At 70.5% G+C, this 18,353-nt stretch carries 14 protein-coding genes and 1 pseudogene; 6 read left to right on the forward strand and 9 right to left on the reverse strand.

Annotation, left to right across the window (positions count from 1 at the left end):
- Positions 1–496: 496 nt before the first annotated feature.
- Complete coding sequence (locus ACFVWD_RS40430; RefSeq protein ID WP_389602957.1) at positions 497–1,393, forward strand: RNA polymerase sigma-70 factor; 897 nt, start codon at positions 497–499, stop codon at positions 1,391–1,393.
- A 157-nt stretch (positions 1,394–1,550) separates the two neighbouring features.
- Positions 1,551–1,946, forward strand: a pseudogene (locus ACFVWD_RS40435) (TetR family transcriptional regulator C-terminal domain-containing protein); the annotation flags it as partial.
- An 80-nt stretch (positions 1,947–2,026) separates the two neighbouring features.
- Here ACFVWD_RS40435 and ACFVWD_RS40440 read toward each other — a convergent pair.
- Both ACFVWD_RS40440 and ACFVWD_RS40445 read right to left on the reverse strand, forming a co-directional pair.
- A complete protein-coding gene (locus ACFVWD_RS40440) occupies positions 2,027–2,659 on the reverse strand; it encodes a response regulator (RefSeq protein WP_389602958.1) in 633 nt (210 codons plus the stop codon).
- Between the two features lie 7 nt (positions 2,660–2,666).
- Positions 2,667–3,971: a sensor histidine kinase gene (locus ACFVWD_RS40445; protein ID WP_389602959.1), complete on the reverse strand. Its 1,305-nt coding sequence runs from the start codon at positions 3,969–3,971 to the stop codon at positions 2,667–2,669.
- Between the two features lie 312 nt (positions 3,972–4,283).
- Between ACFVWD_RS40445 and ACFVWD_RS40450 the strand changes: the two genes are divergently transcribed.
- Both ACFVWD_RS40450 and ACFVWD_RS40455 read left to right on the forward strand, forming a co-directional pair.
- Positions 4,284–5,054: an ABC transporter ATP-binding protein gene (locus tag ACFVWD_RS40450; RefSeq protein WP_389602960.1), complete on the forward strand. Its 771-nt coding sequence runs from the start codon at positions 4,284–4,286 to the stop codon at positions 5,052–5,054.
- The gene (locus tag ACFVWD_RS40455) at positions 5,054–7,624 is read left to right on the forward strand and encodes an ABC transporter permease (protein ID WP_389602961.1); all 2,571 of its coding nucleotides are present in this window, start codon (positions 5,054–5,056) and stop codon (positions 7,622–7,624) included. Before ACFVWD_RS40450 ends, ACFVWD_RS40455 begins: the two co-directional genes overlap by 1 nt.
- A 94-nt stretch (positions 7,625–7,718) precedes the next feature.
- Here ACFVWD_RS40455 and sthA read toward each other — a convergent pair whose 3' ends face one another.
- The 4 genes from sthA to ACFVWD_RS40475 all read right to left on the reverse strand — a co-directional run bounded on the left by sthA (position 7,719) and on the right by ACFVWD_RS40475 (position 13,010).
- The gene (gene sthA / locus ACFVWD_RS40460) at positions 7,719–9,122 is read right to left on the reverse strand and encodes a Si-specific NAD(P)(+) transhydrogenase (protein ID WP_099924762.1); all 1,404 of its coding nucleotides are present in this window, start codon (positions 9,120–9,122) and stop codon (positions 7,719–7,721) included.
- Positions 9,123–9,206: 84 nt separating this feature from the next.
- Positions 9,207–10,541 carry an enolase C-terminal domain-like protein gene (locus ACFVWD_RS40465; protein WP_389602962.1) on the reverse strand — a complete coding sequence of 445 codons (1,335 nt, stop codon included), beginning with the start codon at positions 10,539–10,541 and terminating at the stop codon, positions 9,207–9,209.
- A gap of 42 nt (positions 10,542–10,583) precedes the next feature.
- The gene (locus tag ACFVWD_RS40470) at positions 10,584–11,921 is read right to left on the reverse strand and encodes a gluconate:H+ symporter (RefSeq protein ID WP_389602963.1); all 1,338 of its coding nucleotides are present in this window, start codon (positions 11,919–11,921) and stop codon (positions 10,584–10,586) included.
- 129 nt (positions 11,922–12,050) lie between these two features.
- Positions 12,051–13,010, reverse strand: coding sequence for a 5-dehydro-4-deoxyglucarate dehydratase (locus ACFVWD_RS40475; protein WP_389602964.1), 960 nt, complete (start codon positions 13,008–13,010; stop codon positions 12,051–12,053).
- A 106-nt stretch (positions 13,011–13,116) separates the two neighbouring features.
- On the opposite strand from ACFVWD_RS40475, the gene ACFVWD_RS40480 reads away from it, so the two are divergent.
- Together ACFVWD_RS40480 and ACFVWD_RS40485 are read left to right on the forward strand one after the other, a co-directional pair.
- Positions 13,117–13,905, forward strand: coding sequence for an IclR family transcriptional regulator (locus ACFVWD_RS40480; protein ID WP_389602965.1), 789 nt, complete (start codon positions 13,117–13,119; stop codon positions 13,903–13,905).
- Positions 13,906–13,975: 70 nt separating this feature from the next.
- Positions 13,976–14,776, forward strand: coding sequence for a metallophosphoesterase family protein (locus tag ACFVWD_RS40485; RefSeq protein WP_389602966.1), 801 nt, complete (start codon positions 13,976–13,978; stop codon positions 14,774–14,776).
- 94 nt (positions 14,777–14,870) lie between these two features.
- Here the strand turns inward: ACFVWD_RS40485 and trxA are convergent, their stop codons facing one another.
- Genes trxA through ACFVWD_RS40500 form a run of 3 tightly spaced genes read right to left on the reverse strand, consistent with a single transcriptional unit; the run spans position 14,871 to position 18,288 of the window.
- Positions 14,871–15,329: a thioredoxin gene (gene trxA / locus ACFVWD_RS40490; RefSeq protein ID WP_389602967.1), complete on the reverse strand. Its 459-nt coding sequence runs from the start codon at positions 15,327–15,329 to the stop codon at positions 14,871–14,873.
- On the reverse strand, positions 15,326–17,968 hold the full coding sequence (clpB, locus tag ACFVWD_RS40495) for an ATP-dependent chaperone ClpB (RefSeq protein WP_389602968.1): 2,643 nt from the start codon (positions 17,966–17,968) through the stop codon (positions 15,326–15,328). Before clpB ends, trxA begins: the two co-directional genes overlap by 4 nt.
- Entirely contained in the window at positions 17,959–18,288 is a 330-nt protein-coding gene (locus tag ACFVWD_RS40500; RefSeq protein WP_381997076.1) for a chaperone modulator CbpM, read from the reverse strand. The genes clpB and ACFVWD_RS40500 overlap by 10 nt, the downstream gene beginning before the upstream one ends.
- Between the last annotated feature and the right edge of the window lie 65 nt (positions 18,289–18,353).

An 18,353-nucleotide genomic window follows, 5' to 3' on the forward strand; every position in this document is an offset into this window, starting at 1 on the left:
CCAAGCTCTCGACTCCGCTCGAGCAGGGGGACCCCCATGACGCCGCAGGGCCCGCCCTCCGGGCGGACGACGGGAATGTGACGACAGGACCTAGGGCCTGTCCGGCGGATCATGTCGGAGACGCGGGGCTTGGCACGCTCTCCCCCAAGCTCTTCGAGCAGGGGGACCCCCATCGCGTCGTCGCCCTCCTCCGCCTTGCAGCTGCACGGACCAAGCCCCGCTCGCCTGTGCTGATGAGGCACCGTCGCTTCCCTTCGACTTGATCCACCGGACAGGCCCTGGCGAGCCACTCGTGGCCGGCCCGGTCGAGCGTCAACGGATCTGGACCGCGTGTCGTGCGGCGGCGCCCGCCGAACGTCACCTGCCCCAAGCCGCCTGATCACAACTCAACCGATCCAGGGGTATGGACAATTACTCATGAGAAGGATCTCGCTGTGGATGCACGCTTGAAGGACTTCGGCGACCGGAGTCGGCCGCGAAGGAGAGGGGGCGAGACATGAGCGACGACGTCACCGACACGGCGACCGAGACTTTCGTCGCCCACCGCAACCTGCTCTTCACCGTGGCGTACGAGATGCTCGGATCGGCCGCCGACGCCGAAGACGTCCTCCAGGAAACCTGGCTGCGTTGGGTCAAGGTCGACTTGGGGCAGGTACGCGACCCGCGCGCCTACCTGGTCCGGATCACGACCCGGCAGTCGCTCAACCGGCTGCGCACAATGAGTCGCCGCAAGGAGGTGTATGTCGGCCCCTGGCTGCCGGAACCGCTGCTCACCGCGCCGGACGTGGCCGAGGACGTCGAACTCGCCGAGAGTGTGTCGATGGCGATGATGCTCGTCCTCGAGACACTGTCGCCGACCGAGCGCGCGGTCTTCGTGCTGCGCGAGGCCTTCGACGTCGGCTACGACGAGATCGCGGCCGCCGTCGACAAGACCCCCGCGGCCGTCCGCCAGATCGCGCATCGCGCACGCCGGCACGTCGATGCCCGCCGTCCCCGCGAGGTGGTCTCCCCGGGCAGGATCCGGGCGGCTCTGGAGTCGTTCCAGCGGGCGCTCGAATCCAGGGACCTGCAGGGCCTCCTGGACGTGCTCGCCCCCGAGGTCGTCCTGGTGAGCGACGGCGGCGGCGTCAAGCAGGCCGCGCTGCGGCCGATCAGCGGCGCCGAGAAGGTGGTCCGCTTCATCGTCGGCGGGACCGGCAAGACCGAAGGCACGCTCACCATTGACCCCGCCGTGGTCAATGGCAGCCCGGCACTCGTCCTACGCCTGGACGGCGAGGTCGACGGCATCATGGCGATCCGTGTCGAAGACGCCCGCATCAGCGGCCTCTACTACGTCCGCAACCCGGAGAAACTGACCCGTGTCGCAGCCGAGACCCCGCTCACCCTGCGATGAATACCGGTGAACACCCGGCGCGGGGTCGCGAGTCCGGGTCCTAGGCGGGCCCTCCATCGAGGTCGTCGCCGCGGCCGGTGACGCGGTGCGGTGGAGCGGATGCGCGTGCACCAGGACGTCGACGACACACCGGTCCCGCACCGCGAGCACGATCGGCGAGCGGGACCCGCATCTGGGACGTCTGGACTCCTGGGAGTCCTGGTACCAGTGGCGGGACGCGGTCGTGGAGCGCTATGAACGCCAGGGCGATCAGTGCCCGTTGGGGTCCCTGTTCCTTCAGGTCGGGCGGGCCCGGCCGGGCGCACGGGCCATCGTGTCCGAGCTGATGCGTCAGTGGCAGGAGCAACTCGCCCAGGGCATGCGCGCGCTCCGGGCGCGTGGCCTGGTGTCGCCCACCCTCGACGTCGACACGACGGCCGCCGCACTGCTGGCCGGAGTCCAGGGAGGTGTGTCGGTGATGATGTCCACGGGCGAGTCGACCCATCTGAAGGCCGCGCTCGACACCGGTATCGAGTACCTGCGCGTGACGGCGGACCGGGACAGTACACGCTGACCGTGGCGCTCCCCGTGCCCGCGATCGGTGATCACGGGTGTGCCGTGTGACAGCCGGGCGCCCGCCCCACGTGGACCCCGTCAGGACGTTCCGCGCGGGACGACCAGGCCGCAGTCGTACGCCAGGATCACCGCCTGGACGCGGTCGCGCAGCTGGTACTTCTCCAGGATGTGGGCGACGTGCGTCTTGACCGTGGTCTCGCCCACGCCGAGTTCGAGCGCGATCTCTGCGTTGGACAGACCGCGGGTGAGTGCGCGCAGCACGTCGAGTTCGCGCCCGGTCAGGGCGTCGAGCCTCGTCGGCACGGTCGGCGTCGTGGGCGCGGCGAGGTGGGCGAAGCGGTCCAGCAGCCGGTGGGTGACGCGCGGGGAGAGCACGGCCTCACCGTCGGCCACTGTACGGATGGCGCCCACCAGGGAGTCGGCGGGACCGTCCTTGACCAGGAAACCACTGGCCCCGGCGCGCAGGGCGTCCACGACGTGCGCGTCCAGGTCGAAGGTGGTGAGGATGACGATGCGGCTGGGCGAACCCGCCTGCACGATCCGGCGGGTGGCCTCCACACCGTCCATGTGCGGCATCCGGATGTCCATCAGGACGACGTCCGGGGTGAGGGCCTCGGCGCTCTCGACGGCGGCCGCGCCGTCCGACGCCTCGCCGACGACGACGATGTCCGGTTCGGCCTCGAGGATGAGCCGGAATCCCGTCCGGATCATGGGCTGGTCATCGACGAGCAGGACGCGGATGGATCGAATGCGGGGAGTGCCCTTCGTGCTGGGGGTCGGGTTCGGGGGAGGGGAGCGGGATGACCGCGTGGACGCAGTAACCGCCGCCCGGTCGGTTGCCGGTGTGCAGGGAGCCGCCCACGGCGCCGATCCGCTCCCGCATACCGACCAGACCGTGACCGGAACCCCTCACCGGGGTGGGCGGCCGTGATGTCTCACCGCCCTGCCGCGGCCCGTCGTCGCAGAGCCGCAGGGTGAGCCGGTGCCGCTCCGGCTCCCAGGCGACGGTCAGCGCGGTGTGCGTGTGACCGGCGTGCTTGAGGGTGTTGGTGAGGGCTTCCTGTACGACGCGGTAGACGGCGAGTTGTGAACCGGCCGGGAGCTCGGCGGGGGTTCCCCTGGTATCGAACTCGACCTGGAGACCGGCGGCGCGCACCGACTCCACGAGCGCCGGCAGGGCGTCGATGGTGGGCTGGGGCGGTTCCTTGTTCGGGTCGCTCTCCGCCTCCTCGTCGGTCCGCAGCAGGTCAAGGAGCCTGCGCAGCTCGGTGACCGTGGCCCGTCCCGTCTCCTCGATGGTGCCGTGCAGTTCGTGGGCCTTGGCTCTGTCGCGGTCCTGGACCCGGTCGGCGGCGATGGTCTGCACGACCATGAGACTGACGTTGTGGGCGACGATGTCGTGCAACTCGCGGGCGATCCGGGCCCGCTCCTCCATCACGGCGGCGCGTGCGGTGGCGACCTGTTCGCGTTCGATCGCCGCGGCCCGCTCCAGCGCCTGGTTCTGGATGGCGGCGCGCGCCCTGGAGAGCCGGCCCAGCGCCCACGCGGCGACCAGCAGCACCGACTCGGTCAGGAGGGTCGTGACACGGTGCCCGGCCGGCGCGAGCAGCGACTCGGTGACGGCCGCGGCCGGGATGAGCACCGCCACGACCAGGGTCGCCGTACGAGGAGTGGACCGTACGGCGGTGAGGAACACGCCCGTGGCCACGCCCAGGTAGGTCGGTCCGATGGAGGTGCCCTCGGGCCCGGAGAGCTGCGGGATGTAGTGGAGGCCCTGGAGCGCGGCGGCCGCCGCCGACATCACCAGCAGCGCGGGCAGCGGAAACCGTCGGTGGACGGCCAGCGGCAGCGCGGACACCAGCATGAGCACCACGAACCAGGCGTCCGGCGACCGCAGTTCGGGCCCGCCGGGCGGGATCGCCAGCGGCGTGGCCGCGCATCCGGCGATGAGCAGCAGGGCCAGACCCGCGTCGGTGACGGCCGGGGGCACACGGCGCCCGGCGAACGAGTCCATCAGGTCCATGCGCCCCACGTTAGACGGCTCACCCGGTGCCCTGATCTGCCCAGGGGGTGAGAGCGCACGACCGGTCTCCTCCGCAGCGGCATCCTCCGCAAGGAGGAGACGCCCCACGCGAGCGGCGGCGCGAGGAGACCCCGCCCTCCTCCGTACGGCGGAGGGCATCGGGGGTCTCGCCCGACCGGCGGAGACCACGGTTCGACGGTGCGGCCGAGGCCGCGCCCCGTTGCCGCCGATGGACTGGCAGCACCACGCACGGAACGCCGTGCGAGAAATCGGAACTTGAAAACCCGGAACTTGAGAAGTCGAGGAGTCACAGTGCGGTCTTGGGGCCAACAACCGGACGGGCCGGCCGACGGCCGGTACGCGGTGCAGCTGACGGACGTGACCAAGCGCTACGGCGACGGTCCCTCGGCCGTCCTTGCGCTCGACAAGGTCGGCGCGGGCATCGCATCCGGCACGTTCACGGCCGTGATGGGCCCCTCGGGATCCGGCAAGAGCACCTTCCTGCACTGCGCGGCGGGCCTCGACCGGCCCACCTCGGGCATGGTCCGGCTGGGCGCACAGGACCTGTCGACGCTGAAGGAGCGACGGCTCACGGAGCTGCGGCGCACCCGCATCGGCTTCGTGTTCCAGGCGTTCAACCTGCTGCCCTCGCTGACCGTCGAGCAGAACATCACGCTGCCCCTGAGGCTGGCCGGACGACAGGTCGACGCGGGCTGGTTCGACCACATCATGAAGGCCGTCGACCTCGGCGACCGGCTCGCGCGCTTCCCCGCCCAGCTGTCCGGTGGCCAGCAGCAGCGGGTGGCGATCGCGCGCGCCCTGGTCACCCGGCCCGAGGTGATCTTCGCCGACGAACCGACCGGAGCGCTCGACCCGGAGACCGCCCGGGACATCCTGGGGCTGCTGCGGCAGGCCGTCACCGATCTGCATCAGACGGTGGTCATGGTCACCCACGATCCGGTGGCCGCCGCACACACCGACCACGCCCTGTTCCTCAGCGCGGGGCACCTCGTCGACGCCCTGGCCGAGCCGAGCGCCGACCGCGTCGCGGACGTCATGGCCGGCCTGCGGAGGGCCGCCTGATGCTGAGCCTCGCCCTGTTGACGCTCAAGGCCCGCAAGGGCGGTTTCGCCGGCACCTTCGTCGCCCTGCTCCTGGGCGCCGCGGTCCTGAGCGCCTGCGGGATCCTGCTGGAGTCGGGCATACGGGCCGGATCCTCCCCCGAGCGGTACGCGGCGGCCGACGTCGTCGTCGCGGGCCGCCAGGAGGTCGAACTGACCTTCAAGGACCTCGACGGATCGACCGTGAAGGAGTCCCAGCCGCTGCCGGAACGCGTAGCGCTGCGGGCTTCGCTTGCCGACCGGATCACCGGCGTGGACGGAGCGAAGTCGGTGATCGCGGACGTGGGCGCCCCGGTGCGGCTGGTGTCCGGTGCCGGGCAGCCGGTGCCGGGACACCACGGCGCGGGGGTGGCGGCGCACAACTGGTCGAGCCTCGGTCTCGGCGACTTCCGGCTGACCACCGGTCACGCGCCCCGCACCGCCAACGAGATCGTCCTGGACACCGAACTCGCCGCACAGGCGGGCGTCCGCCCCGGCGACGAGATCCGCCTGATGTCCACCTCGGTGCCCCGTGCCTTCCGGGTCGCGGGACTGGTCGCCCTGAAGGACGGCGACGCCCCCCGCCGGTCCGTGGCGTTCCTGGCCGACGCGACCCTGCGCCAGTCGGTTCCCGAAGCCTCCGTCCAGGCCTTCGGCGTCCTCGCCGCGCCCGGCACATCACCGCAGCGACTCGCCGACGCCATCAAGTCCACGCTCCACGACGACACCCTCGCCGTGCACACCGGAGCGGGGCGCGGACGGGCCGAGTTCCTCGACGTCACCGTCAGCGGCTCCAACCTCGTCCTCCTGGCGGCCGCGATCGGCGGCAACGTCCTGCTCGTCGCCGTCTTCGTCCTGTACGCCACCACGTCCCTGTCGATCCGGCACCGCCGCCGGGAGATCGCCCTGCTGCGCGCGATCGGCACCACCCCCGGCCAGATCCGGCGCATGGTCGCCGCCGAGGCCGCTTCCACCGGCCTGCTCGCCGGAGTGGTCGGCTGCCCGGCGGGTCTGCTCCTCGTGTACTGGCTGCGCGACCGGTTCGCCGGACACGGCATCGTGCCGCCGGACTTCGGGCTCGCCCTCAGCCCTCTGCCCTTCCTCGCGGCGGTGCTCGTCACCGTTCTGACCGCGCTGGTCGCGGTGCTGTCCGCCGCGCACCGCGCGACCCGGATCCGGCCTAGCGAGGCCCTCGGCGAGGCCGCCGTGGAGACCCCGGGGCTCGGCCGCGGACGCCGGATCACCGGCGGTGTGCTGCTCGTCCTGTCCGCGGGGATCTTCGTCACCGGACTGGCGCAGGACGCCGACTTCTTCACCCTTGTCGGGCTCGCCAACTCCCTCGTCCTCGTCCTCGTCGTCGCCGTCGCGGTGCTGGGTCCGCTGGTCTCCCGTACCGCCGTAGGCCTGCTCGCCCCGCTGCTGAACCGGACCGGTGTCACCGGCTACCTCGCGGCGGCCAACACCCGGGCCAACGTGGCCCGGCTGGCCGGCGCGATCACCCCGCTCGTGCTCGCCGTCTCCTTCTCGTCGACCGTCGTCTTCGCGCAGACCACCGGGCTCAGGGAGTCCGCCGACCAGCTGCGGGCCGGGCTCGTCGCCGACCACGTCCTCACCGCGCCGTCCGGAGTGCCACCCGAACTCGCCGAGAAGGTGCGGGGCATGAAGCAGGTGGCGTCGGCCACCGGACTGGTCAGGTCCAAGGTCGTCGCCATGGGCAAGATGCTGGGCGCCCAGGAGTCCGTCTCGCTCAGCGTGCAGGGCGTGGATCCCCGGGCGCTCGGCAGCGCCCTCGATCTGCGGCCGCGGGAAGGGAACATGAAGGCCCTGTCGCGGGACACCGTGGCGATCAGCACCACCACGGCCTCCTGGCTGGGGCTCGCTGTCGGGGACACCGCCCGGCTCCACCTGGGCGACGGCACTCCGCTGCGGGCCAAGGTCGTCGCCGTCTACGAACGCGGCTTCGGATTCACCGACGTGACCATGGACCACGACCTGCTGCTCGCCCACACCACCGGCAAGGTCGACGAGTCCGTCCTCGTACGCTCCGCCCCCTCGGCACCGGACCTGACCCAGGCCCTGTCGCACCTGGCCGTGGCCTACCCCGGCACGGTGCTCCGGGACGGCCTCGCCGTCGACGACCAGCTCGCGGAACAACGGGCGAACGCCTGGGTCAACTACCTCGTCGTCGGCGTGATCATCGCCTACACGGCGATCACCGTCGTCAACACGCTGGCGATGAGCACGGCCGCGCGCCGACGCGAGTTCGCTCTGCTGCGGCTGTCCGGCACGGCCCGCGGGCAGGTCGTCGGCATGATGCGGCGGGAGAGCGTCATCGTCATCGCGGCCGGGGTGGGCATCGGGACCCTGCTCTCCGCGTTCCCACTCGTCCTCGTGTCGATGGCGGTGAGCGGCACCCCGATCCCGGCCGTACCCGGCCTCGGATATCTGGCGATCGCCGGCGCGACGGCGGCCCTCGCGGCCGCGGGCACGATGCTGCCGACGCGGATGCTGCTGAGGATCCGGCCGGTCGAGGCGATCGGTGCGAAGGAATGACCTCGGCGTGAGCGAGCCCGGGGTGCCTCACAAGGCGCCCCGGGCCTCGCCCGTGCCGGACCTCGATACGGGCCCCGCAGGGCCTTGGCGGTGGTCAGTCCCTGAGGCGGTCTATCTGGCGGATCTTGTTGGTGGCGTCCAGGGCGGCGACCTTGTAGGACTCGGCCAGCGTGGGGTAGTTGAACACCGCGTCGACGAGGTAGTCGACCGTGCCGCCACAGCCCATCACGGACTGCCCGATGTGGATCAGCTCGGTGGCCCCGGTGCCGAAGCAGTGCACGCCGAGCAGCTTGCGGTCGTCCGGGGAGACCAGGAGCTTGAGCATGCCGTGCGAGTCACCGATGATCTGGCCCCGGGCCAGTTCGCGGTAGCGGGAGATGCCGACCTCGAACGGCACGCACTCCTCGGTGAGCTGGTCCTCGGTGCGCCCGATGAAGCTGATCTCCGGGATGGTGTAGATGCCGATCGGCTGGAGGTCGTGCATCGGGTGCACCGGCTCGCCGAAGGCGTGGTACGCCGCCGTACGGCCCTGCTCCATCGAGGTCGCCGCCAGCGCCGGGAAACCGATGACGTCGCCCACCGCGTAGATGTGCGGCACCTCGGTGCGGTAGTTCTCGTCGACCTTGATGCGGCCGCGCGGGTCGGCCGACAACCCGGCCTTGTCCAGGTCGAGTTCGTCGGTGAGGCCCTGCCGGCCCGCGGAGTACATCACGGTGTCCGCGGGGATCTTCTTGCCGCTCTCCAGGACGGTGAGAGTGCCCCGGGGATGATGCTCGACCGCGGCGACCGTCTCTCCGAAACGGAAGGTGACGGCGAGGTCCCGCAGGTGGTACTTGAGCGACTCGATCACCTCGACATCGCAGAAGTCGAGCATCCCGGCCCGCTTCTCGACCACCGTGATCTTGCTGCCGAGCGCCGCGAACATGGAGGCGTACTCCATGCCGATCACCCCGGCCCCGACGATGACCATGGAGCGCGGCACCCGCTCCAGGTTGAGAACGTTGTCCGAGTCCATGATCGTGCGTCCGTCGAACGCGACGCTCGCGGGACGTGCCGGCCGGGTGCCGGTGGCGATCACGATGTGCTCGGCGGTCAGGAGCTTTTCGTTGCCGTTCGCTTCGACCAGGGCGACCGTGTGGTCGTCCACGAAGCGGCCGGTGCCGGCGAAGAGGGAGACGTGGTTGCGGGACAGCTGGCTGCGGATGACGTCGACCTCGCGGCTGACCACGTGCTGGGTGCGCGCGGTCAGGTCGGCGACGGTGATGTCCTCCTTGAGACGGTAACTCTGGCCGTACATATCACGCTGGGTGAGGCCGGTGAGATAGAGGACCGCCTCGCGCAAGGTCTTGGAGGGAATGGTCCCGGTATGGATGGAGACCCCGCCGACCATGTCGGGGCGGTCGAGGACGGCGACCCGGCGGCCGAGCTTGGCCGCGGCGATGGCGGCCTTCTGACCACCCGGGCCGGATCCGATGACAAGCATGTCGAAGTCGCGCACCCTCCGGAGTCTGTCAGGCCGAAGTCCTCACCCGGAAGGGTGAATGGGCAACAGTCGTTCCCGCATGACGGAAATGAGGGTGACTCAACGCACCAGACACGGACGCTTGCTGTCGAACTCCCAGCCGGGGACCAGGTAGCGCATCCCGACGGCGTCGTCACGCGCCCCCAACGCCTTCTCCTGGTAGAGCTCGTGGGCCGCGAGCAGCCGTTCCCTGTCGAGCCGGACACCGAGACCGGGCGCGTCCGGCACGGCGATCTCCCCGTCGACGATGCGCGGCGGTTCGACGGTGAGGCGCTCCAGACCCTCCTGCCAGATCCAGTGTGTGTCCAGGGCGTTGTACGCGCCCGGAGCCGCGGCCCCGCAGTGCGTCACCATCGCCAGCGAGATGTCGAAGTGGTTGTTCGAGTGGCAACCCCAGGTCAGCCCCATCGCGTTGCACAGCTGCGCCACACGCACCGAGCCCTGCATGGTCCAGAAGTGCGGATCGGCCAGCGGGATGGACACCGACTGCAGGGCCAGCGCGTGGGTCAGCTGCCGCCAGTCGGTGGCGATCATGTTGGTCGCGGTCGGCAGGCCCGTCGCGCGGCGGAACTCGGCCAGGATCTCCCGACCGGAGTAGCCGCCCTCGGCTCCGCAGGGGTCCTCGGCGTACGCGAGCGTGCCCACCAGGGGCGTACACAGCTCGACCGCCTCGCGCAGCGACCACGCGCCGTTCGGGTCGAGGGTGATCCGCGCCTCGGGGAACCGGTCCTTGAGGGCCCGTACGGCCTTGACCTCCTCCGCGCCCGCGAGGACACCGCCCTTGAGCTTGAAGTCCCGGAATCCGTAAAGGTGGTGGGTCGCCTCGGCCTGCCGGACGATCGCCTCCGGCGACAGGGCCTCCTCGTGCCGGATCCGGTACCAGTCCTCGGCCGCGTCGGGCTCGCGGACGTACTCCAGTTCCGTGCGGCCGGGGTCACCGACATAGAACAGATAGCCGAGGACCCGTACGGAGTCGCGCTGCTGTCCGTCGCCCAGGAGCGCCGCGACAGGTACGTCGAGGTGCTGTCCCAGCAGGTCGAGCAGCGCCGACTCGACCGCGGTGACGGCGTGGACGGTGGTCCGCAGATCGAAGGTCTGGGCGCCGCGCCCACCGGCGTCGCGATCGGCGAAGCGGTCACCGATCTCGCGCAGGACGCGCTTGTAGTCACCGACCTTCGCTCCGACGACCAGGGACTCGGCATCCCGCAGCGTCCGCGTGATCTTCTCCCCGCCGGGGACCTCACCGAGACCCGTACGTCCCTCGGAGTCCGTCAGGACGACGACATTGCGGGTGAAGTAGGGGCCGTGCGCGCCGGAGAGGTTCAGCTCCATGCAGTCCCGGCCGGCGACCGGATAGACGGAGAAGGCGGTGACGGTCGGCTGACTCTTGCTCATGCTTCTCAAAGTCCTTGGGTACGGGGGTGATGGGGGCTGCGGTCAGAGGCTGAGGACGTCGAGGGCCCACTCGACCGCCAGGACACCGCCCAGACCGAGGACGGCCAGCACGGTGGTGTACGTGGTGCGGACCTTGATCGCCTCGACGACCGATAGGTCGAAGTACTCCTTGAACAGCCAGAATCCGGGGTCGTTGACGTGGGAGAAGGCGATCGAACCGCAGCAGACGGCGAGCACCATCATCTCGGGGTGTACCCCGCTGCCCGCCAGGAGCGGCAGCACCACGCCGGAGGCCGTGACGACGGCGACCGTCGCCGAGCCCAGTGCCACCCGGAGGATGACCGCGATGAGCCACGCGAGGACGATCGGCGAGATGGACCAGCCCTGCGTCTGGTCCTTGATGTAGTCGGATATCCCGCCCTCGACGAGGACGTTCTTGAAGGCGCCGCCGGCACCGATCACCAGCAGGATCATGGCCATCGCCTGGGCGGCGGAGTTGCACGAGGCGCTGACCTCCGCGAGGCTCCGGCCGATGCGCGGGCCGAACGCCCAGACCGCCAGCAGCAGGGTCAGCAGCAGTGCGATCGGCGCGGATCCGATGAAGGCGACGAAGTGCAGGAACGGGCTCGAACCGGACGTGGCCATGTCGGTCACGGCGGCACCGGCGATCAGCACCACGGGGAACAGGGCCACGCCCAGGGACCAGCCGAGCCCGGGCATCTCCTCGTCCTCGAAGACCCGCTCGCTGACCAGGCCCTGGGGGATCGAGGGATTCATCGCCCTGATGAACGGCAGCCGCGGCCACACCAGGGCGATGAGCGCGCCGACCGGGACGGCGATGAACAGGCCGTAGAACAACGTCAGACCGACGGACGCGTGGAAGGTCGCGGCCACCGCGGTAGGACCGGGGTGGGGCGGCAGGAAGCTGTGCATGGTCGACAGGGCGATCGACATCGGCAGACCGACCCACAGCAGCTTCGCGCCGGTCACCCTTACCAGCGTGAACGCGATGGGCACGATGATGATGAACGCGACCTCGTAGAACATCGTCACGCCGATGAGCATCGACGTCACCACCATGGCGACCTGGACGCCGCGCGGGCCGAAGGCGTCGAGGAGCTTGCCGGCGATGCGCTGGGCGGCGCCCGAATCCCCCATGACACGGCCGACCATGGCGCCCAGCCCGATGGTGAGCATCGTGTCGCCGATCTGGCCGCCGATGCCTTCCGAGAGGACGTCCGGGATCTTCTCCAACGGAATCCCACGGACCAGGCCGACGCCGACCGCCACCAGCAGCAGGGCGGCGAAGCCGTTCAGTTTGAGTTTGGTCATGAGCAGCAGCAGGACCAGCACGCTGATCCCGACTACGAGGAGCGGCACGTCTCAGTTCCCCTTTGAACTGGTTGGACCGGATGACGGGTGACAGATGGCAGAGAGCCGATGACGGATTGCGAATGACAGGTGACAGATGACAGGTGACGGATGACGGATGACAGATGACGTCATCTGTCAGTCGGATCGCCGTACGGCTCCGACCACCTTCAGACCGTCGTCGAGCACCTTCGCCAGCGCTCCGAGGTCGTCCGGGCCCGGATCCGTGAGCGGCGCCCGGACCGGGCCGACCGGCAGACCGCGCAGCCGGGCGGCGGCCTTGACCAGTGACACCGCATAGCCGGGGACCCGGTCACGCAGCTCGACGAGCGGGACGTAGAAGTCGCGCAAGAGTTCGGTCACCCTCGCGTCGTCGCCGTCCCGCAGGGCGGCGAAGAAGGCGTTCGCGATCTCGGGCGCGAAGGCGTGGACCGCCGAGGAGTAGGCGGGGACGCCCACGGTGGCGTAGGCGCGGGCCTGGATCTCGGCGGTGGAGGCGCCGTTGAAGAAGAGGAAGCCGTCGGGCGCCGCGAGCGTGAGGCGCTGGAGGCGGTCGAGGTCGCTGTGTCCGTCCTTGAGGCCGATGACCGTGGGGATCTCCGCGATCCGGCGCAGGCTGTCGGCGGTGAAGGCGACCTGGCCGCGCTGGTAGGCGATCAGCGGCAGAGAGGTGCCGGAGGCGATCCGCCGCAGTTGTTCCACCAGCCCGTCCTGCGGGGCCGCCACCAGGTAGTGGGGGAGTACCAGCGCGGCGTCCGCGCCCGCCTCCTCCGCGATCCGGGCGAAACGCAGCGCCTGCGCCCAGCCGTAGCCGATGCCCGCGACCACCGGCAGCCGTCCGTCGGCGATCTCGACCGTGGCCCCGACGACCGCGCGGTACTCGTCCTCGTCCAGCGAGAAGAACTCTCCGGTACCGCAGGCGGGGAACACCGCGCCCGGCGCGCTAACCAACTGGGCGGTCAGATAAGCCCGGTACGCCGCCAGATCCAGACCGCCGTCCTCCCGGAAGCTGGTGAGCGGGAAGGACAGTACCCCGCCCACCATGCCGTCCCGCAGTCGCTTGGTCGCGTCCTCGGCCGCCGCACTGAACCGTGTCATAAACTCTGTCCTCATATGCAGATGACGTCTATGTATGAAGATGGAGGCTAGGTTCGTGAACGCGCGGGGTCAATGGGTGCGGCAAGGCGGATTTACGATGGGCCCCATGCCGGAGAGCAGTGGTGTCCGAGAAGTGAAGTCGGCGGCCCGCACGGTCGCGCTGCTGGAACTGCTCGCCGGGCGGGGCGACCGGCCGGCCCGGCTGGACGAACTCGCCGCGCACCTGGGGGTGCCGCGCAGCAGCATGTACCAGTTGCTGCAGACCCTCGTCGAGCACGGCTGGGTGCGCACCGACACCACCGGTTCGCTGTACGGCATCGGGATCCGTGCCCTGCTCACGGGCACCAGCTATCTGGACAGCGACCGGCACGTACGGGTGGTCCGTCCCTACCTCGACGAAGCCTCGGACGCGCTCGGGGAGACCATTCACCTGGCGCGCCTCGACGGCGCCGACGTCGTCTATCTCGCGACCCGCGAGTCCCACGAGTACGCGCGCACCCTCAGTCGGGTCGGCCGCCGGGTCCCGGCCCACGCCGGCGCCCTCGGCAAGGCCCTGCTCGCCGAGCGTCCGGACAGCGAACTGTCGCTCCCGGCACAGCCGTTGCCCGCTCTCACGGAGAACACGCACACCGAGTCGGCCTCCCTGCTCGCGGATCTCGCGGAGGTGCGGGAGCGCGGCTACTCCATCGACCGCGAGGAGACGGTGCCCGGCATCGCGGGCTTCGGCTTCGCCCTGCGCTACGACACGCCGGCCGTCGACGCGATCAGTTGCTCGGTTCCGGTGGCCCGGCTCACCGAGGAGCACGAGGCCCGTATCGTCGCCGTCATGCGGGAGATGCGGATGAAGATCGAATCCCTGCTGTCGCCCGCCTCGGGTGCTCCCGACTGGCGTTGACAGGTCCTAGGCGGCGACGTTTTCGGTGGAACGTCCGGTCCCGCACCGGGCCCGGTTGTTACCGTCAATCATGGACACGACGTTGCACGGCCCCGGCGCCTGGGAGGGGCCGGCGCGCCGCCATGGTCCCGTTCGACGGGTCGCGGTCGTTTCCGACGTCCACGCGAACGTGCCGGCGCTGACCGCGGTCCTGGCGGAGATCGAGGGGGCCGACGTCGATCTGGTGGTCTCGTGCGGAGACCTGACCTGGGGTGCCGAACCCGACCGTACGGTGGAGCTGATGGCCGGGCTGCCGCGGGCCCTGTTCGTCCGGGGCAACGGGGAGCGCGCCGTCGTGGACATTCACCGCGGGGTCCGTCGGCCGAGCACCGAACGTGAGGCGTGGGTGCCACGGCAGCACTCGGACGCGAGTGTCGCGTTCGTCGCCGGGATCCCCTTCAGCGTCGTCGTGGACGTCGTCGGGCTGGGACCCGTGCGGTTCTGCCACGGATCGCCTCGCGGCGACACGGAGTTGGTCACACCCGCCACGCCTGCCGAGCGTTTCGCGGAACTGGCCGCGGACGTCGAGGAGGCGGTGATCGTCACCGGGCACACGCACCTCCAGTTCGACCGCACCGTCGCCGGACGGCGCAGCGTCAACCCGGGCAGCGTCGGGCTCCCCTTCCACGAGGGGCCGCCGGGCACCGCCTTCTGGGCCCTGCTCGGCCCGGACGTCGAGCTGCGGCAGACCTCGTACGACGTCGACGCGGCCCGTGCCGCCGGGCCCCGCACGGGCGACCCCGCCGCCGAACGCATCACCGCCCTGCTGAACGCCCCGCCCACGCCGGCCGAGATCACCTCGGACGCGGAGGCCCGGGTCTTCTCCGACTAGTAGCGGGGGCGCCCGGCCCACGGGGCGCCGGACAGCGGGCGACGAGTGTGGGGTTCACCCTGCCGGGGCAATGCCCGCGCTCGCGCGGCCCGGTTCAACGAGGGGCGGCCAGGGTCTCCTCCACCCATTGCTTCAGCGCCGGCGCGGGCGCCGCTCCCGTCTTGCGCGCGATCACCTCTCCCTTGTCGAGCAGCAGCAGCGTCGGCACGGCCTGCACCTGGAACCGCTGGGCGAGCCGCGGATTCTGGTCGATGTCGACCTTGACCAGCTTGACCCGCCCGGCGAGTTCGTGGGCGACGTGCTCCAGAGCGGGGCTGACCATCCGGCAGGGCCCGCACCAGGTGGCCCACAGGTCGACGACGACGTACGGCTTCGCCTGTTCGGCGACCACCGCGAAGTCCGCGTCGCCGGCGTCGGCGATCCACGCGAGCGGGGACGCGCAGTTCCCGCAGCGCGGCGTGCCCTGGGCCGCCGCCGGCACCCGGTTCTTGCGACCGCAGTGGTCGCAGACGACCGTCTTGCTCGTGCCCGTACTCGTGGTCACCGCACTCACGCGGCTTTCCGCACATCCGGTGCGGCCTGTCCGCCGTAGGTGACGACGAGTTCGCCGTTCTGGGCGTCGACGCGGATCGTCGCGCCGTCCTGCACGTCACCGCGGATCAGCGCCCGGCCGACCATCGTCTCGACCTCGTGCGAGATGTACCGGCGCAGCGGCCGGGCTCCGTACACGGGGTCGAAGCCCTGTTCGGCGATGAGTTCGCGGGCGGCGTCGGTGAGCTCGACGGTGATCTGCCGTTCGGCCAGCCGTCGGCGCAGGTCGTCGAACTGCAGCTCCACGATCCGCTCGATCTGGGCCATGCCGAGCGGCTTGAACAGCACAATGTCGTCGACGCGGTTGAGGAACTCGGGCCGGAAGTGGCTCCGCAGATCGCTCATCACCAGCGTCCGTGCGTCGGGCTTGATCTCGCCGTCGGCGGTCACCCCGTCCAGCAGGTGGGCCGAGCCGATGTTGGAGGTCATGATGATCACGGTGTTGCGGAAGTCGACGGTGCGGCCCTGGGAGTCGGTGATGCGGCCGTCGTCGAGCACCTGCAGCAGGATGTTGAAGACGTCGGGGTGGGCCTTCTCGATCTCGTCGAACAGGACCACGGAGTACGGCTTACGGCGCACCGCCTCGGTGAGCTGGCCGCCCTCCTCGTAGCCGACGTATCCGGGAGGCGCTCCCACCAGCCTGCTGACGGTGTGCCGTTCCTGGTACTCGCTCATGTCCAGGCGGACGATGCTCTCCTCGGAGTCGAAGAGCGCCGCGGCGAGCGCCTTGGCCAGCTCGGTCTTCCCGACACCGGTGGGGCCGAGGAAGATGAACGAGCCGATCGGCCGGCGCGGGTCCCGGATCCCGGAGCGGGCCCGGATGATCGCGTCGGTGACCAGTTTGACCGCCTCGTCCTGGCCGATCACCCGCTCGGTGAGGATCTCGTCGAGGCGCAGCAGCTTCTCGCGCTCGCCCTCCTGGAGGCGGGTGACGGGGATGCCGGTCCAGGCGGCGACGATCTCCGCGATCTCGTCCTCGGTGACGACCTCGCGCAGCAGCCGGTTCTCGCCCTGCTTGACGGCCAGCGCCTCCTCCTCCGCCGCGAGGCGGCGTTCGAGTTCGGTGAGCCTGCCGTACCGGAGTTCGGCGGCCCGGTTGAGGTCGTAGCTGCGTTCGGCCTCCTCGGCCTCCTGCCGGACCTGTTCCAGTTCCTGGCGCAGCTCCTGCACCCGGCGGATGGCCTGGCGTTCGGCCTCCCACTGGGCGTGCATGGCGTCGGCCTCGGCGCGCAGGTCGGCCAGTTCGCGGCGCAGCTCGTCGAGTCGCTTCTGGCTGGCGGCGTCGGTCTCCTTGGCGAGCGCCGCGTCCTCGATCTCCAGACGGGTCACTCGGCGGGTGATCTCGTCCAGTTCGGCGGGCATGGAGTCGATCTCGGTACGCAGCCGCGCGCACGCCTCGTCGACCAGGTCGATGGCCTTGTCCGGCAGGAACCGGTCGGAGATGTAGCGGTGGCTGAGGGTCGCCGCCGCGACCAGCGCGGTGTCCTGGATCTTCACACCGTGGAAGACCTCCAGGCGCTCGCGCAGTCCGCGCAGGATGGAGATGGTGTCCTCGACGCTCGGCTCGTCCACCTGCACCTGCTGGAAGCGGCGTTCGAGGGCCGCGTCGGACTCGACGTACTTGCGGTACTCGTCGAGGGTGGTGGCGCCGATCATGTGCAACTCGCCGCGCGCGAGCATGGGCTTGAGCATGTTCCCGGCGTCCATCGCGCCCTCGGCACCGCCGCCCGCGCCGACGACCGTGTGCAGTTCGTCGATGAAGAGCAGGATGCGCCCCCCGCCCGCCTTGACCTCGCTCAGTACGGCCTGCAGCCGTTCCTCGAACTCGCCGCGGTACTTGGCGCCCGCCACCAGCGAACTCATGTCGAGCGAGAAGATCGTCCGGTCGCGCAGCCCGTCGGGTACGTCGCCCCGCACGATGCGCTGGGCGAGCCCCTCCACGATGGCGGTCTTGCCGACACCCGGGTCACCGATGAGGACGGGGTTGTTCTTCGTCTTGCGGCTCAGGATCTGGATGACCCGGCGGATCTCCGCGTCCCGGCCGATCACCGGGTCCATTCTGCCGCTGCGCGCCTCGGCGACCAGATCACGGCCGTACTTCTCCAGTGCCTCGTACGCCGCTTCGGGCGTCGCCGAGGTGACGCGCTGGTTGCCGCGGATCCGGGTGAGCGCGGACAGGAACCCGTCCTTGGTGACGCCGTACTCCTTGAGCAGCCGTCCGGAGGCCGTGCGGGACCCCTCGTCGGCGAGTGCCAGCACCAGGTGCTCGACGGACACGTACTCGTCCTTGAGCCGCTTGGCCTCCTGCTCGGCCAAGTCCAGTACCTTCGCCAGCCGTTGGGTGACGTACACCTGCCCGGGCGTGGCACCGGGGCCCGTCACCTTCGGCCTGCGGGCCAACTCCTCGTTCAGCGCGGTGCGCAGGGCCCGGGTGTCGGCGCCCGACTGGTCGATCAGCCGCGGTATCAGGCCGTCTGGCTGGTCGAGCAGGGCGAGGAGCAGATGCTCGCCGTCGACCTCGGTCTGGTGAAGCCGGCCGGCGATGGTCTGCGCTTCCTGGAGCGCCTCCTGGGACTTCTGGGTGAGCCGGTTCATATCCACGATTCATCACTCCTGGAGCCGGCGTTACTGCGCCTCAGAGCGTCCTCCAACTCACTGATCCGGTCGAGCAGATCGAGCACCAGACCCAGGGAGGCGTAGTTGAGGGGGAGCGCGGCCCGTAGTCGTTGGATGCGGGCGAGGGTGGCGGGAGCGGACGGCTCGAACCACAGTCGTCCGGTGGCGTCCCGGGTGGCGTCGACGAGGCCGAGGGTGACGAACCGGCGTACGAGATCCGGATGGAGACCGGAACGGGTGGCGACGGCGTCGAGACCGAGCCGATGGGCCGGTCCGAGCGGGGCGGCGCGGACCACGATGTTCAGGGCCGGCCGGGGTACCGGGGTGGCGGTGCGGCGGTGCGCACCGCCGGGACGGGGGGGGGGGGTCC

Origin of the sequence: Streptomyces sp. NPDC058086 (assembly GCF_042885015.1) — a bacterium.
Classification (GTDB): domain Bacteria; phylum Actinomycetota; class Actinomycetes; order Streptomycetales; family Streptomycetaceae; genus Streptomyces.